The sequence below is a fragment of the Brevundimonas sp. 2YAF1 genome, assembly GCF_052114745.1.
In the GTDB taxonomy this organism is placed as follows: domain Bacteria; phylum Pseudomonadota; class Alphaproteobacteria; order Caulobacterales; family Caulobacteraceae; genus Brevundimonas.
Window position 1 is genome coordinate 20,904 of sequence record NZ_JBFRFI010000005.1, and the last position, 16,072, is coordinate 36,975.

A 16,072-nucleotide genomic window follows, 5' to 3' on the forward strand; every position below is an offset into this window, starting at 1 on the left:
GCCCAGAGGGCGGTAGGCCTGGAACAATGCGCCTCAAGCCGCCCAAAGGGCGGTAGGCCCAACAAAAAGGGCGACGCCGCAGCGCCGCCCTCTTCCGGTCTTCAGGACCCTTCCGTCAGTTGACGGGCCGACCCTCGGTATCGACCACCTGCACCTCGCCCAGGTTCAGGGCGCGGATCTTGGGCTCGATGGCGGCGCGGTCGCCGACCACGACCCAGGTCGTCGGGCCGTCGCCGACGATGGCGCGCGCAGCGACGGCGGCGGACGTGGTCGTCGTCGCCTTCACCCCGGCGGCATAGCCGTCGTAGTAGTTCTCCGGCAGGCCGAACACGACCATCTGGGTCAGGTCGCCCATCACCGAGGCGTTGGTCTCCCAGTCCCCGGCCATGCCCTGGATCAGGTTGGCCTTGACCGCGGTCAGCTCACCGTCCGTCACCGGATGCGAACCGACCACTTCGCTCAGTTCCCGCCGCAGCTCGGCCGCGCTCTCGGCGGTCTTGTCGGCCTGAACCGCCGCGGTGGCCGCGAACATGCGCGGCCCGTTGGCGGTGCGCACGCCGGCCGAGGCCCCGTAGGACCAATGCTTGTCCTCACGCAGGTTCATGTTGATCCGGCTGGTGAAGGCCCCGCCGAGCGCGGTGTTGAACGCGACCTGGGACGGCTGGGTCGCCGCGTCGAAGGCCGGCGCCAGGCGGCCCGCCATGATGATCGACTGCGGGCCGGCGCGGTCCACGATCAGCACCCGAGGCGTCGAGGGCGCGGTCGCCGTCACCGCCTGAGCCTTGACCGGCAGCGGCGTCGAGGGCGCATGCCAGCCGCCCAGGGCCCGTTCGAGCTGAGGCTTCAGCTCGGCCATGCTGATATCGCCGACGACCACCAGGGTGGCGTTGTCCGGCCGGAACCAGGCGGCGTGGAAGGCCTTGGCGTCCTGCGGCGTCAGGGCGCCGACCGATTGCTCCGTGCCCGAGGTCGGTCGGCCATAGGGGCTTTGCGGCCCATAGACGTTCGCCGCCAGCACGCGGTTGGCGATGGCGCCGGGGCTCCGGTTCGACTGCTGAATGCTCGACACCTGCTGCGCCTGGGCGCGGGCGAAATCGGCCGGACGGAAGGCCGGGTTCTCGATCACGTCGGCGAACAGGTCCAGCGACGGCGCCAGACGCGGCGTCAGGGCCGTCAGCGACACCGAGCTGTAGTCCGTCGCCGAACCCGCGTTTAGCGTGGCGCCCAGCAGTTGAATCCGGTCGCTGATCTGCAGGGCGTCCAAATGGGTGGTGCCGTTGGTCATCACCGCCGGAGCCAGTTGGGCGATGCCCGCCTTGTCGGCGCCGTCGGCGGCCGAGCCGGCGTTGACGATCAGGTTCATGCTGACGGTCGGCACGCCGCCGCGCGACGCCAGAACGACCTTCAACCCGTTTGACAGGGTGGCGTGTTCGATATCGGGGAAGTCCGCCGCCGGCACGGCGCCCGGGGTCGGCACGCCTTTGGAGCGATCGACATCCGTCGCCGCGACCGAATAGTCGGGGAAGGGCAGGACCGACAGGGCGTAGCTGCCGTCGGTCAGCCAGCGGCGGCCGGCGGCGGTCAGGTCGGCGGGGCGCGCCGCCAGGATGCGGTCATAGCCGGCCTTCCAGGCGCCCGGATCGCCCCGATAGACCTGGCTCTTGGCCAGGATGTCGGACTTGCCGCCAAAGCCGCCGATCCGTTCCGAGCCGCGGATGAAGGCCGCGCCGACGTTGGTGCGGGCGCGCTCCAGTTCATCCGCCGTCGGTCCGTCGCGCAGCAGCCTGGCCATTTCCTCGTCGACGATGGCTTCGATGCGGTTCAGGTCCTGGCCCGGCTTGGCGGTGACCGTGACCAGGAACTGGCTGCCGATCTCGGCTTCCGAGTTGAAGGCGCCGACCGAGGTGGCGACCTGGTCGTCGAACACCAAACGCCTGTAGAGGCGCGAGTTGCGGCCGCTCGACAGCACCTGCCCCAGCATCCCCAGATAGTCGGCGTCAGCGGCGCCGGTCTGCGGCGTGTTCCACACCTTGTAGAGGCGCGGTTGGCCGACGCGGTCGAACATGGTCTCGCTCTGAGCGCCGGTCATCTTGGCGATCATCTGATTGGCGTGAGTGACGGGCGGACCCGAGGGGATGTCGCCGAAATAGCGCTCGACCTTGGCCTTGGCTTCCTCGGGCGTGATGTCTCCGGCCAGAACGATGGTGGCGTTGGCCGCGCCGTAATAGTCGCGGAACCAGGCCTTGACCGTCTCCAGGTCAGCCGCGTTCAGGTCGTCCATCGAACCGATGACCGTGTGGCCGTAGGGATGGTCGACCGGATAGGTGGCCTTGGTGATGGCGTCCCAGACGCGGCCATAGGGCTGGTTCTCGCCCTGGCGCTTCTCGTTCTGGACGACGCCGCGCTGCTCATCCAGGCGCGCCTGATCGATGGCGCCCAGCAGATGGCCCATCCGGTCGCTTTCCAGCCACAGGATCGAGTCCAGCGCCGAGGTCGGCACGTTCTGGAAATAATTGGTGCGGTCGGTGTTGGTGGTGCCGTTCTGGTCGGTCGCGCCCAGCAGCTCCGTGCCCTTGAAGAAGTCGTTGTTGTAGTTCTCCGACCCGTTGAACATCAGGTGTTCGAACAGGTGGGCGAAGCCCGAACGGCTGACAGGCTCGTTCTTGGAGCCGACGTGGTACCAGATGTTGACCGCCACGATCGGCGCCTTGTGGTCCTCGTGGACGATCAGGGTCAGGCCGTTCGGCAGCACCATCTTGGTGAAGGGAATGTCGACGTCCGGCAGGGCCGGAAGGGCTGCCGCGGCGGCGGCCCGGTTCTGGGCGGCGGGCGCGGCGGCGGGCGCCGGAGCGGCGTGGGCGGCGGCGGCCAGAAGGCTGACGGCGGCCCCGCCCATAAGGGCCAGGCGGCGTGCGGTGATGGTCATGAAGTCCCCCGATGCGATAGCGCGATGACCGACCGTAACGTTGCTATGTCGCGGGAAACAAACCTTTCCAAAATTTAATACGCCGATCCGGTCCTGCGCGCCCGCCGGCGCGAGAAATAATGCTGCGGCGCACACATACAAACGGTCACAAGATGCGCATTGAACACAATTCTGCGTAACTTCATGCTGATGATCAGCATTTTACAGCCTAGCTAAGAAAAATATTTGCACATCAACCCCATGTTTCGCTTAATGAGCAGATGCAAAAAGGCGGACGATCCAACCCTGGCGGTTTCCTGATTGAACAGCGGCGGCTTGAAAAACAGCCGGCTGAACTGCGCGTAGGCGCCTTCACGGAGATCACGCTCAAACCGACCGCCGACGGCGGCGCAGCCCAGGCGGCGCGCTGCACCGACTGCGGCGTGCCCTTCTGCCAGAACGCCTGCCCGCTTCAGAACTCCATCCCCGACTGGCTGGCCCTGTCGGCCGACGGCGACCTGCGCGAGGCCTGGCGCGTCGCAGCATCCACCTCGACCATGCCCGAAATCTGCGGCCGCATCTGTCCGCAGGACCGGCTGTGCGAAGGCGCCTGCACCCTGCAGCAATCGGGCTGGGACGGCGTCACCATCGGCTCGGTCGAGGCCTGGCTCGGCGACACCGCCTTCGACAACGGTTGGGTCGAGCCCATCCGCCCCCTGGCCGAGCGCGGCCAGAGCGTCGCCATCGTCGGCGCCGGTCCCGCCGGCATGGCCGCCGCCGACCGCCTGCGCAGCGAAGGCTACGCCGTCACTGTCTATGACCGTCACGACCGCGCGGGCGGCCTGCTGACCTACGGCATCCCCGGCTTCAAGCTGGAGAAGCGCATCGTCCAGCGCCGCATCGACCGCCTGGTCGAGGGCGGGGTCGAGTTCGTGCTCAACTGCTCGGTCGGCGTCGACGTAACCCTGGACCAGCTGCGCGGCCGCCACGACGCGGTGCTTCTGGCCATGGGCGTCTATCAGGCCCGCACCCTCAGCGTTCCCGGTCGCGGTCCCGACGACACCGTCGCCGCGCTCGACTTCCTGATCGCCCAGAACCGCGTCGACTGCGGCGACGCCGTCGATACGTCTGCGCCCCACGCGGCCGGTCGCGATGTCGTCGTCGTCGGCGGCGGCGACACGGCCATGGACTGCGTCCGCACCGCCGTCCGCCAAGGCGCGAACAGTGTCCTCTGCCTCTATCGCCGCGACCGCGACAACATGCCCGGCTCGGCTCGCGAGGTCGCCAACGCCGAAGAGGAAGGCGTCCGCTTCGAGTGGCTGGGCGCACCCAAGGCCCTGATGTCCAGGGGCGAGGCTGTCGTCGCCGTCCGCGCCCAGCGCATGGCCTTGACCGAGGCCGCCCCCGGCCAGCGCCGCGACATCGCCCCCGTTCCCGGCTCCGATTTCGACCTGCCCGCCGACCTGGTGATCGAGGCCCTGGGCTTTGAGCCCGAAGCCTTCGCCGAACAGATCGACGCCGGTCTGGCCCTGACCAAATGGAACACCCTGCAGGTGGCACGCGGCGGGTTCGCCGCCAGCCTGCCCGGCGTGTTCGCCGCCGGGGACGCCGTGCGCGGCGCCTCCCTCGTCGTCTGGGCCGTGCGCGACGGCCAGGACGCCGCCGCCGAAATCGACCGTTACCTGCGCGCCCGCACCCAGGAAGCCGCCGCATGACCGACGCCTCGCAATCCAACTGGCTGGCCCAGTACGAAGCCAACCGCGACCGCCTGACCGCCGGCCACGCCTATGATCCGGGCTCCGAGCGCGACGCCTGCGGCGTCGGTCTGGTCTGCGCCATCGACGGCAAGCCCCGCCGCGAGATCGTCGACATGGCCATCCAGTCGCTGAAGGCCGTGGCCCACCGCGGCGCGGTCGACGCCGACGGCCTGTCCGGCGACGGCGCGGGCATCATGATCGAACTGCCCCAGGCCTTCTTCGCGGCCCAGGTGCGCGCGGTCGGCCAGACCCTGCGTCCCGGCCCCATCGCCGTGGGTCAGGTCTTCCTGCCGCGCACAGACCTGGGCGCCCAGGACCACGCCCGCGCCATCGTCGAGGCCGAGGCCATCCGCTCGGGCTTCTACATCTACGGCTGGCGCCAGACGCCGATGGACCTGTCCGTCGTCGGCGTGCGCGCCGACGCCACCCGGCCCGAAATCGAACAGATCATGCTGGCCGCGCCAGAGTCCCTCCAGAATGGGGGCATGGAGATCGAGGAACTGGAGCGCGAGCTCTTCCTGTGCCGCCGCCGCATCGAAAAGGCGGTGCAGGCGTGCGGCCTGAACGGCTTCTACCTCTGCTCCCTGTCGGCCCGCTCCATCGTCTACAAGGGCATGGTCCGCGCCGAGTTGCTGGGCGAGCTGTATCACGACCTGAACGACCCGACGGTCGTCGCCGGCTACGCCGTCTTCCACCAGCGTTACTCGACCAACACCTTCCCCGAATGGAAGTTGGCCCAGCCCTTCCGCATGCTGGCCCACAACGGCGAGATCAACACGCTGAAGGGCAACCTGAACTGGATGCGCGCCCACGAAATCCGTATGGCGGCCTCGGCGTTTGGCGACCGCGACCATGAGGTCAAGCCGGTGGTCCAGCCGGGCGGTTCGGACTCGGCGGCGCTGGACAATGTCTTCGAGGTTCTGGTCCGCGCCGGTCGCCCCGCGCCCTTGGCCAAGGCCCTGCTGGTCCCCGAGGCCTGGTCCTCGGACGACGTGGTGATGAAGCCCGAACACCGCGCCCTCTACGCCTATTGCAACGCCGTGATGGAGCCGTGGGACGGCCCCGCCGCCCTGTGCGCCGTCGATGGCCGCTGGGTCGTGGCCGGCAAGGACCGCAACGGCCTGCGTCCCTTGCGCGCCGTCGAGACCGTGGACGGCCTGCTGCTGGCCGGTTCGGAGGCCGGTCTGGTCCCCCTGCCCGAGGGCCGGGTCAAGCGCCGCCTGCACATCGGCCCCGGCAAGCTGATCGCCGTCGATCTGAAGCACGGCCGTCTCTACGACGAGCATGAGGCCGTCGACGCGTTGGCCGCCGCCCAGCCCTATCAGAAGTGGCTGGACAACATGGTCGACCTGGAGCCGATCATCGGCCCCGGACCCGAGCCGCGCGCCGCTGTCGGCGAGGCCCTGATCCGCCGCCAGATCGCCGCCGGTTTCAGCCGCGAGGATCTGGACCTGCTGCTGGACGCCCTGGTCCGCGACGGCAAGGAGGCCGTGGGGTCAATGGGCGACGACGCCCCGCCCGCCGTCCTGTCCAGCCTGCCCCGCCCCCTGGCGCATTACTTCCGCCAGAATTTCTCGCAGGTCACCAACCCCCCCATCGACCCCCTGCGCGAAGCCGGGGCCATGAGCCTGAAGACCCGCTTCAAGAACCTGGGCAACATCCTCGCCCAGGATGAGGCCCAGACCGAGGTCTTCGTGCTGGACAGCCCGGTCCTGACCACCGGCATGTATCAGCGTCTGCTGGGCGTGGTCGCCGACGGCTCGACCACGGTGATCGACTGCACCTATCCGGTCCCGGCTGCAGGCGACCGCCCCGGCGCCGGCCTGCGGCAGGCCCTGGACCGCATCCGCGACGAGGCCGAGGCCGCCGCCCGCGAAGGCGCCACCCTGATCGTCCTGACCGACGAGCACGCCTCGGCCGAGCGTCTGGCCGCGCCGATGATCCTGGCCACCGCCGGGACCCACGGCCGCCTGATCGCGGCGGGCCTGCGCACCTATTGCTCGCTGGTCGTGCGGTCCGCCGAGACCCTGGACCCGCACGCCTTCGCCGTTCTGGTCGGGGTCGGGGCCACTGCCGTCAATCCGTGGCTGGCGCAGGAGCTGTTCCAGGAGCGGCTGGATCGCGGCGCCTATCCGGGCCTGACGCTTCACGACGCCTGCCTCAACTACAAGCACGGCATCGAGGCGGGCCTGCTCAAGGTGCTGGCGCGCAAGGGCATCAGCGTCATCTCCGCCTATCGCGGCGGCTGCGAGTTCGAGGTCCTGGGCCTGTCCCGCGCCCTGGCCGCCGAGTTCTTCCCCGGCGCCCCGTCGCGCATCTCGGGCATCGGCCTGGCCGGTCTGGAGCAGGCGGCGCTCAAGCGTCACACCTTGGCCTTCGGCGCGGCGGTCCCGTCGCCGTCGATGGGCGGCTTCTTCCGCATCCGCGCGGGCGGCGAGGCCCACGCCCACGACGCCAAGACCATCCACCTGTTGCAGGATGCGGTGAACCGCGGCGACTTCAAGCGCTTCAAGCAATATTCCGCCGCCGTCCGTGAACAGCCGGACCTGGCCCTGCGCGACCTGCTGGACTTCCGCGAAGGCCTGACCCCGGTCCAGTTGCACGAGGTCGAGAGCGTCTCGGACATCCGCCGCCGCTTCCTGTCCCAGGCCATGTCTTTGGGCGCCCTGTCGCCTGAGGCCCATGAGACCCTGAACATCGCCATGAACCGGATGGGCGCGCGCGCCGTCTCCGGCGAGGGCGGCGAGGACCCGGCGCGCTATGTCCCGCGTCCGAACGGCGACAACGCCAACTCGGCGGTCAAGCAGGTGGCCTCGGGCCGCTTCGGCGTCACCGCCGAATACCTGAACGAGTGCCGCGAGATCGAGATCAAGGTGGCGCAAGGCGCCAAGCCCGGCGAAGGCGGCCAGCTGCCCGGCTTCAAGGTCACAGAGTTCATCGGCCGGATGCGCCACGCCGTTCCCGGCACCACCCTGATCAGCCCGCCGCCGCACCACGACATCTATTCGATCGAGGACCTGGCCCAGCTGATCTACGACCTGAAGGCGATCAATCCCGACGCCAAGGTCACGGTCAAGCTGGTCTCCGCCACCGGCATCGGCGCCATTGCCTCGGGCGTGGCCAAGGCCAAGGCCGACGCCATCCTGATCGCCGGCCACAACGGCGGCACGGGCGCCTCGCCCCAGACCTCGGTCAAGCACGCCGGCATGCCGTGGGAAATCGGTCTGGCCGAGGCGCATCAGGTCCTCAGCCTGAACCACCTGCGCTCCTCGGTGTCCTTGCGCGCCGACGGCGGCATCCGCACCGGCCGCGACGTGGTCATGGCCGCGCTGTTGGGGGCCGAGGAATACGGCATCGGCACCTCGGGCCTGATCGCCATGGGCTGTCTGATGGTGCGTCAGTGCCACTCCAACACCTGCCCGGTCGGCGTCTGTTCGCAGGACGAGCGCCTGCGCGCCAAGTTCACCGGCACGCCAGAGAAGGTGGTCAACCTCTTCACCTTCATCGCCGAGGAGGTGCGCGAGATCCTGGCCTCCATCGGCGCCCGCACCATTGATGAAATCGTGGGCCGCACCGACCTGCTGCGTCAGACGCGGCGCGGCGGTTCGCATCTGGACGACCTGGACCTCAACCCTCTGCTGATGAAGGTCGACGTCGACCGCCCCGGCCGCTGGGCCGACAAGGTTCGCCGCCCGGTGCCCGACAGCATCGACGCCCTGGTGCTGAAGGACGCCGCCGCCTTCCTCGAACGCGGCCAGACGCTGGAACTGTCCTATCCGCTGAACAACACCCAGCGCACCGCCGGCGCCGGCGTGTCGTCGGCCATCGTCCGCCGCTTCGGCCCACAGGGTCCGCAAGGCCGCCTGACGCTGAAGCTGGAAGGCATCGCCGGTCAGAGCTTCGGCGCCTTCGGGGCCAAGGGGCTGATCCTCGACGTCACCGGCGAGGTCAACGACTATGTCGGCAAGGGCCTGTCGGGGGCCGACATCCATGTCCGTCCCTATGAGTGGCGCGCCGACCAGCAGGTCTGCGGCAACACCACCCTCTATGGCGCCACCTCGGGCCGACTGTTCGTGGCGGGCGCGGCGGGCGAGCGCTTCGCGGTCCGCAACTCCGGCGCCGAGGCCGTGGTCGAGGGCCTGGGCGCGCACGGCTGCGAATACATGACCGGCGGTCGCGTCGTCGTCCTGGGCGCGGTCGGCTGGAACCTGGCGGCGGGCATGAGCGGCGGCGAGTTGTTCGTGCTGGACGTCGAGGGCCGCGCCGCCCAGGCGCTGAACGGCGACCTGGCCGGCATCGGTCGCATCGACGCCGAAGCCGAAGCCCGCCTGAAGGCCCTGATCGGAGCCCACGCCGCCGCCACCGCCTCGCCTCTGGCCCGCCGCATCCTCAGCGACTGGCCGACGTTCGCGCCCCGGTTCGTCCGCATCGCGCCGAAAACCGTTCTGGCCGCCGAGACCGCCGACACCGACGTCAGGCTGGCCCAACCGGCCTGACGTCGCCTTCCCTCCCGCCGCGCCTTCTCTCCCGGACCGCCACGGCCCCTAGAGCGGGAACGGCGGCGCGGGGGTGAAGCCTTCGTCGCCCAGCCGCGTTCAGGCTGGATGGCGGCACGCGGCGAACTCGACACCTATCAGGCCAAGCGGAATTTCGGCGCCACGCCGGAGCCCAAAGGCCGCAAGGCCAAGGCGCGCGCGACGGGCCTTCGCTATCTGATCCAGCGCCACGCCGCGTCGCGCCTGCACTATGACTTTCGCATCGAGCACGACGGGGTGCTCAAGTCCTGGGCCGTGACCAAGGCCCCCTCGCGCGATCCCCATGTCAAACGGCTGGCGGTCGAGGTCGAGGACCATCCCCTCGACTACGGCGGCTTCGAAGGGACCATCCCTGCCGGCAACTACGGCGCCGGCACGGTGCAGATGTGGGACGTCGGCGAGTGGACGCCCCAGGATGAGGACCTGGACGCCGCCTTCGCCAAGGGCGTCGTCAAACTGACCCTCGACGGCGAACGTCTGAAGGGCGGCTGGGCCCTGATCCGGCTCAAATCGGATCGCGGCAAACCCTCCAAACGGCCCAACTGGCTGCTGCTCAAGGAGAAGGACGCCTATGCCGTCGAAGGCGAAGGCGACGCCCTGGCCGAGATCGACGCCTCGATCACCACCGGCCGCAGCCTGGCCGAGATCGCCGAAGGGAAGACGCAATGGACCTCGTCCAAGGCCACCGGCCGCAAGGCCCCGCCCCTGCCCCCGCCAAAGGCGAGCAAGGCCCTGGCGTCGAAGGCCGGAAAGCCGCGCGCCTTCGTTCCGATCCAGTTCGCCAAGGTGGTCGATCACCCGCCGCCGGGTCCGGGTTGGGTGCATGAGATCAAGTTCGACGGCTATCGCATCCAGATCTCGGTCGGCGGCGGTCAGGCGGTGCTGCGCACCCGCAACGGCCTGGACTGGACCGACCGCTTTCCCGCGCTGGCGAAACAGGCGGCGACCTGGCCAGACGGCGTCCTCGACGGAGAGCTGTGCGCGCTGGACGCCGACCACATGCCCCATTTCTCGGCGCTGCAGGCCGCGATCTCGGAGGGAAAGACCGACGACTTGGTCTATTTCGCCTTCGATCTTCTGTTCGAGGGCGACGAGGACTTGAGGGGCAAGGCCCTGTCGCACCGCAAGGCGCGGCTTCAGGCCTATGTCGACCGGGTCGGCAAGGCCGGGCCGAGCCTGAGATATGTCGAGCATTTCGCCTCGTCCGGCGAGGCGGTGCTGCTGAGCGCCTGCAAGATGGATCTGGAAGGGGTCATCTCCAAGAAGCTCGACGCGCCCTACCGCGCGGGCCGCAGCGCGACCTGGCTGAAGTCGAAATGCCGGGGTCGGGACGAGGTGGTGATCGGCGGCTGGTCGTCCGAAGGCGGCGCCCGGCTGCGCTCTCTGCTGGTCGGGGTTCAGGCCGAGGGCGGGCTGCGCTACATGGGCCGGGTCGGCACGGGCTTCTCCGCCGTGCTGACCAAGACCCTGCTGCCGGCGCTGAAGGCGGCGGCGGCGACCACGAGCCCCTTCGCGGGCAAGGACGCGCCCGCGGGCGGCAAGGACATCCACTGGCTGACCCCGACCCTGGTGGCCGAGATCGAACACGCCGGGATGACCGAAAGCGGCTCGGTGCGGCAGGCGGCCTACAAGGGCCTGCGCGAGGACAAGCCGGCCGACGAGGTCACGGCCGAGCCCCAGCCGCCCGCCTCGGCGCCGGCGGCCCGGGGCGCGCCCGTGGCGCCGGGCGCCAAGGCCAGGCTGATCGTGGCGGGGGTGACCATTTCGAACCCCGACAAGGTGCTGTGGCCCGCCCATGACGGCGCGCCGCCGATCACCAAGGGCGAACTGGCGCATTACTATGAGATGGCCGCCGACCGCATCCTGCCCCACGTCGCGGACCGGCCGGTGTCGATCATCCGCGCGCCGAACGGGATCGAAGGCGAGCGCTTCTTCCAGCGTCACGCCATGCCGGGCCACAATCCGCGCCTGAAGCTGATCGACGTGAAGGAGCGCCAGCCCTACGTCGGCGTGACCGACGTCGGCGGTCTGGTGGCCATCGGCCAGTCCGGCGGACTGGAGCTGCACCCCTGGGGCTGCAAGCCGGGCGATCCGGAGACGCCCGACCAGATCACCTTCGACCTCGATCCGGACGAGGGGCTCGACTTCGACGACGTGGTCGCCGCCGCCACCCTGCTGAAGCCCCGGCTGGAGGCCCTGGGCCTGACGCCCTTCGTCAAGACCACCGGCGGCAAGGGCCTGCACGTCGTCGTCCCGATCAAGGCCGACGCCCGCAGCCGGGTCGACTGGGGTCAGGCCAAGGCCTTCGCCAAGGGCGTGTCCGAAGCGATGAAGGCCGACCATCCCGACCGCTTCACCACCACCCTGGCCAAGAAGGCGCGCGGCGGAAAGATCTTCCTCGACTATCTGCGTAACGATCGCATGGCCACTGCCGTCGCCCCCTGGTCGCCCCGAGCGCGACCGGGGGCGGGGATCGCCTTCCCCCTGTCGTGGGATCAGGTGGAGCCGGGGCTCGACCCTAGGGCCTTCACCCTGGCGACCGCCGCGGACCTGTTGAAACAGCCCGACCCGTGGGCGGATTTCCGCAAGGCCGCCGCGGCGCTGAAGCCGGCCATGAAGCAACTGGGCCTCTAACGTCGAACGGCGGATCGGCCTATGGCTGGCTGGAAACGGAGACAAAGATCATGGCGGGCCTCAAGGACAAGCGCGGCTTCATCGACAAGGATCGGATCGACCTGTCCGAGCGTCAGGCCGTCGAATACTGGATGAAGCGCTGGGGCGTGACCCGCGACCAGATCACGGCCGCCCACCGCAAGGTCGGCCGCATGACCAAGGATATCGCCGCCGAACTGGGCAAGAAGCGCTGATCTCATCAATGCGCCAGGCCCTTCTGATCATCGACGTCCAGCCCAGCTTCAGCCCGCCGAAATGGCTGATCGAGGGGATCAACCGGCTGATCGGGACCATGCCCTCGGTCGCCACGGTCGAGCGCCACGACGAGGCTGTCACCCCCTTCCAGCGCCAGCTCGGCTGGGCCCCCGGCCCCGACGACGACAGTCTGATCGCCGCCGACGTGATCCATGTGAAGCACGGCTATGCGCCGACGCCCGAGACGGTGGTGCATCTGAAGGCGCTGAACCCGGAGCGGGTGCTGGTCTGCGGCATCCAGACCGACACCTGCGTCCTGGCCGCCGGTTTCGCCCTGTTCGACGCGGGGCTGACCCCCACCCTGATCAGCGACCTGACCGTCGGCTCGTCGCTGGACCGGTCGGGCGAACTGGGCGCCCGGCTGTGGCGCCACCACTTCAGGCATGTGGTCAGCAGCCAGGATCTCTAGCCCGCCTTCTTCTTCGGCGGCGCCTTCTTCGCGGCCGGCTTGGCCGAGGTCGAGTTCGAGGGCGTCCCCTTCAGACTGGCCTTCAGCGCCGCCATCAGGTCGATGACGTTGGTGTCGTCCGGCTCGGGCGCGGCGACCACGCCCTTGCCGCCCTTGGCCTTGGCGGCGATCATCTCGCGCAGGGCCTCGTCGTAGCGGTCGTGGAAGCGGGTCGGATCGAAGCCCGCCTCCTTCTGGCCGATGATGCGGGCGGCGATCTCGACCATGTCGGGATCGGCCTTCACCTCAGGGATGTCGTCGAAGAAGTCGTCGGCGGCGCGCACCTCGTCGTGGGCGCGAAGGGTGTAGGCGACCAGCCCCCTGCCGTGGACCTCCAGCGCCAGTTGCCGCTCCTTGCCGCGCAGGACCAACTGGCCCAGGGCGACCTTGCCCGCCGCCTTCATCGCCTCGCGGATCACGGCGAAGGCTTCGACCCCGACGCCTTTTTCCGGCACGACATAGAAGGGATCGTCCCAGTACAGACGGTCGATATCCGCCTCGTCGACGAACTGGTCGATGGCGATGGTGCGCGTGCTTTCCAGCCTCACCTTGTCGAAGTCGGCCTCGTCGAACAGGACGTATTCGTCCTTCGACACCTCATAACCCTTGACCAGATCGGACCGCTCGACCGGCCCCGTGTCCGGGTCCGTCGTCACCATGCGGATGCGGTTGTTGGTGGCCGGATTGATCAGGTGAAAGCGCACGTCGCTGGCGCTGGTCGTGGCGGTGTAGAGGGCGACCGGACAGGTCACCAAAGACAGTTTCAGATGTCCCTGCCAGGTCGGTCGCGCGGCCATGACTTCGTCCTCCAGCCTGCAGAACGTCCGCCCCGCGGCTTCGTTCAGCCTCTATCGCTCGCCAAGGAACCGCGTAATCATCATCGCATGAGCTTCCTGCGCCGCCTGTTCCGCCTGCACTCCGCCCTCATGCTGGCGTTGATCGTGGTCGTGGCGGGCGTGCTGCTGTCGCCCGCGCGCTGGGACTGGCCGTTGCAGGTCGCCGCCGGCTGGGACGCCGGGGCTCTGGCCTTTCTGAGCCTGACCCTGCTCCGCATCAGACGCACTCGTTCGATCGAGGCCATCCGCGCCCGCGCCGCGCGGATGGATCAGGCGGGCGCCGCCGTCCTGCCGCTCAGCCTGCTGGCCGCCGCCGCCAGCGTGGCCGTGGTGGTGGTCGAGGCGACGGGCCGCTCGACGCATCCGTCGCTCAGCGCCGCCCTCTTCTCGATGTCGACCATCGTCGTGTCCTGGCTGTTCGTTCAGGTCATCTTCGCCCTGCATTACGCCCACGAATTCTACGGTCCGGCCGAGGCCGACCGCAGCGACCGGGGCGGGTTGATGTTCCCTGGCGACGAACTGCCCGACTACTGGGACTTCCTGCATTTCGCCCTCGTCATCGGCGTCGCCGCCCAGACCGCCGACATCCAAATCTCCGGCAAGCGCCAGCGTCGGATCGCCACCCTGCACAGCCTGATGGCCTTCCTGTTCAACACGGTGATCGTGGCCCTGGCGGTCAATCTGGCGGTCAACCTGCTCTAGAGCGAAATCGGTTTGGACGCGATCGCGTCCAAACTCAGATATTTGCTCCAGCATCATGCCTGGAGCTTGATTCACCCGACCCGGCTCTAGGGTTTCCGGCTCATCGCCTTGACTTGGCCGTTATTGAGGCCCATCTGCGCTGCATCGCACCATGCGATGGCCGGCTTCCTGCAACGCGTGTGGGTCTTCCTCTGCGAAGACCTGATTGCAGACGCAGCTGGCAAGACCTCAGAGTCATTACGTCGTCCGGACACGCGGGGCGGCGCCCCGATCCACCCCGACGGCTTCATTCCGAAGCTCTATCGGGATTGGCGAGGCGTCTCTCCTAGCGTGCGTCGAGTCGAGAAGGCGGAGCCTTCCGACCGCACGCATCAGGAATGCGCTTCGCCGCAAGCGAAAGACGCTCCGTGAGCAATATCACTTTTGAATCCATGGGCCTGAACAAGGCCCTCCTCCAGGCGCTGGCTTCGACCGGCTATGAAAAGCCGACGCCGATCCAGGCCAAGGCCATCCCTGACGTCATGCTGGGCAAGGACCTGCTGGGCATCGCCCAGACCGGCACCGGCAAGACCGCGGCCTTCGCCCTGCCGATCCTGCATCGCCTGGCCGAGAACCGCATCGCGCCCAAGCCGCGCACCACGCGCTGCCTGATCCTGTCGCCCACCCGTGAACTGGCCAGCCAGATCGCCGACAGCTTCAAGCAGTACGGCGCCCACCTGGGCTTCCGCGTCGCCGTCATCTTCGGCGGCGTGAAGTACGGCCCGCAGGAACGCGCGCTGCAACAGGGCCTCGACATCCTGGTCGCCGCCCCCGGCCGCCTGCTGGACCACCTGCAGCAGAAGACGCTGGACCTGTCGTCGACGGAAATCTTCGTCCTCGACGAAGCCGACCAGATGCTGGACCTCGGCTTCATCAAGCCCATCCGTCAGATCGTCAGCCGCATCCCGGCCAAGCGCCAGAACCTGTTCTTCTCGGCCACCATGCCGTCGGAGATCGGCAAGCTGGCCGGCGAGCTGCTGAAGGATCCGGTCAAGGTCCAGGTCACGCCTCAGGCCACCACGGTCGAGCGCATCAAGCAGTCGGTCGTCCACATCGAGCAAGGCCGCAAGCGCGCCCTGCTGACCGAACTCTTCTCTGACCCCGCCTATACGCGCTGCCTGGTCTTCACCAAGACCAAGCACGGCGCCGACAAGGTCGCGGCCTATCTGGAAGCCGGCGGCGTCGAAGCCGGCGCCATCCACGGCAACAAGAGCCAGTCGCAACGCGAACGCGCTCTGGAAGCCTTCAAACAGGGCAAGCTGCGCGTCCTGGTCGCCACCGACATCGCCGCCCGCGGCATCGACGTGGACAAGGTCACCCACGTGGTGAACTTCGAGCTGCCCTTCGTGCCGGAAGCCTACGTCCACCGCATCGGCCGTACGGCCCGCGCGGGCGCCGACGGCACGGCCATCAGCTTCGTCGCCGGCGACGAGATGAAGCTGCTCAAGGACATCGAAAAGGTCACGCGTCAGAAGATCCCGGCCATCGACCGCCGCAACGACAAGGCCCTGGGCATGCTCGACGCCTCGATCATGGCCGCCGGCGTCAAGCAGAAGGCCACCCTGCCCGACCGTGAAGAGCGCGGCGGACGTGGCGGCGGCGAAGGCCGTGGCCAGAACCGCAGCCGCAACCCGCGTCGCGACGGCGTCAAGCCGGAGGGCGGCGGTCAGCCGCATCGTCAGCGCAAGCCGGGACCGGGCCGCGACCGCACCCACCACGCCGAGCGTCCGGCCGCGACCTATGATCCGATGGCCGGCGAACGTCCGAAATCGTCGCCCCGCGCGGCGCCTTCGGCCGAGCCCAAGCCCGTCGGTGAAATGCCGCGTCGTCCGCGCAGCCGCCGCCCGTCGAACGGCGGCAAGGGCTACTCACAAAGCTGATCCCGCGGATCAGCGACAAGACTGAAGCGCCGGGCTCTCCTC

Annotated in this window: 9 protein-coding genes; 7 read left to right on the top strand and 2 right to left on the bottom strand. The window is 68.8% G+C overall.

Going from position 1 to position 16,072, the window contains the following annotated elements; genetic code table 11:
- Nucleotides 1-115 precede the first annotated feature (115 nt).
- On the bottom strand, nt 116-2,926 hold the full coding sequence (locus tag AB4Y68_RS08190) for a M16 family metallopeptidase (protein WP_441455029.1): 2,811 nt from the start codon (nt 2,924-2,926) through the stop codon (nt 116-118).
- A gap of 260 nt (nt 2,927-3,186) precedes the next feature.
- Between AB4Y68_RS08190 and AB4Y68_RS08195 the strand changes: the two genes are divergently transcribed.
- The 5 genes from AB4Y68_RS08195 (at nt 3,187) to AB4Y68_RS08215 (ending at nt 12,534) form a co-directional block, all read left to right on the top strand.
- Entirely contained in the window at nt 3,187-4,620 is a 1,434-nt protein-coding gene (locus tag AB4Y68_RS08195; RefSeq protein WP_441455030.1) for an NAD(P)-dependent oxidoreductase, read from the top strand.
- On the top strand, nt 4,617-9,158 hold the full coding sequence (gene gltB, locus AB4Y68_RS08200) for a glutamate synthase large subunit (RefSeq protein ID WP_441455031.1): 4,542 nt from the start codon (nt 4,617-4,619) through the stop codon (nt 9,156-9,158). Before AB4Y68_RS08195 ends, gltB begins: the two co-directional genes overlap by 4 nt.
- 108 nt (nt 9,159-9,266) lie before the next feature.
- Nucleotides 9,267-11,831: a DNA ligase D gene (gene ligD, locus AB4Y68_RS08205; protein WP_441455032.1), complete on the top strand. Its 2,565-nt coding sequence runs from the start codon at nt 9,267-9,269 to the stop codon at nt 11,829-11,831.
- Between the two features lie 50 nt (nt 11,832-11,881).
- A complete protein-coding gene (locus AB4Y68_RS08210) occupies nt 11,882-12,064 on the top strand; it encodes a DUF3606 domain-containing protein (protein ID WP_441455033.1) in 183 nt (60 codons plus the stop codon).
- Nucleotides 12,065-12,072: 8 nt separating this feature from the next.
- Nucleotides 12,073-12,534, top strand: a complete 462-nt coding sequence (locus AB4Y68_RS08215; protein ID WP_441455034.1) for an isochorismatase family protein — start codon at nt 12,073-12,075, stop codon at nt 12,532-12,534.
- Here the strand turns inward: AB4Y68_RS08215 and ku are convergent.
- Nucleotides 12,531-13,370: a non-homologous end joining protein Ku gene (gene ku / locus AB4Y68_RS08220; RefSeq protein ID WP_441455035.1), complete on the bottom strand. Its 840-nt coding sequence runs from the start codon at nt 13,368-13,370 to the stop codon at nt 12,531-12,533. The genes AB4Y68_RS08215 and ku overlap by 4 nt on opposite strands.
- Before the next feature lie 87 nt (nt 13,371-13,457).
- Between ku and AB4Y68_RS08225 the strand changes: the two genes are divergently transcribed.
- Nucleotides 13,458-14,111: a DUF1345 domain-containing protein gene (locus tag AB4Y68_RS08225; RefSeq protein ID WP_441455036.1), complete on the top strand. Its 654-nt coding sequence runs from the start codon at nt 13,458-13,460 to the stop codon at nt 14,109-14,111.
- 407 nt (nt 14,112-14,518) lie between these two features.
- The gene (locus AB4Y68_RS08230) at nt 14,519-16,030 is read left to right on the top strand and encodes a DEAD/DEAH box helicase (protein WP_441455037.1); all 1,512 of its coding nucleotides are present in this window, start codon (nt 14,519-14,521) and stop codon (nt 16,028-16,030) included.
- The last annotated feature ends 42 nt before the right edge of the window (nt 16,031-16,072 follow it).